Raw genomic sequence first — 657 nt, 5'->3', positions numbered from 1 at the left:
CCTTTCTTTAGCCAGTTGCGCTTCTATTGGCGGTATCGGCATTTCTTTTACACTCCGATCTTGCGGCGATTGAGCCGGGTTTTAACCAGAGGAGCGATTGCTCCCTACTGATCTGATTACCCTTTCAATCTGACAAGAAATATTCGTTCCCACCACGGGAAAATTAAACGGTTTTTCCCGTCACGGGAAAACTTTGCCTAAATTCAGGAGGCAATAATGTCCCATCTTTCAAATGCATGGTTTCACCGTCTTAAAGCTGCACAACGCGACTTAATTAAAATGTGCGGAGGCATTGCGCGAGCAGCCGAACTGACCTCGACATCAACAAGCCATGTCGGTCGCTGGAACCAGGCAAAAGACACTGATTTGATGCCGATTAATGCAATTATTATTCTTGAAGCTGACTGCGGACAACCAATCGTGACATCGGCAATGGCTGAGTTAAATGGTTTTCGTGTGGAAGACCCTGAGCGCGCGGTCAAAACCACAACGAGCATAATGTCCAGCCTGTCAGATGCAGTTCAAGAAGCCGGCGCTATTTTTGCTACCGGTGCCGCAGCTGCAGCTGATGGCAAGTTTAGCCCTGCCGAATTAACTAGCCTCGAACGTGCGGCCTCCACGTTGACTGCAAAAGTTGGTGATCTGCGTAATACTCTC

Annotated in this window: 1 protein-coding gene; it reads left to right on the top strand. The window is 48.6% G+C overall.

Annotation, left to right across the window (positions count from 1 at the left end; genetic code table 11):
* Positions 1-216: 216 nt before the first annotated feature.
* Positions 217-657, top strand: a 441-nt coding sequence (locus HBA93_RS17935) for a hypothetical protein (protein WP_221724198.1), incomplete at its 3' end; no start/stop codon positions are given.

The sequence above is a fragment of the Ochrobactrum sp. SFR4 genome (assembly GCF_019730395.1).
In the GTDB taxonomy this organism is placed as follows: domain Bacteria; phylum Pseudomonadota; class Alphaproteobacteria; order Rhizobiales; family Rhizobiaceae; genus Pseudochrobactrum.
Note: the sequence above shows the minus strand (reverse complement) of the source record. Positions and strands in the feature narration are given on the sequence as shown.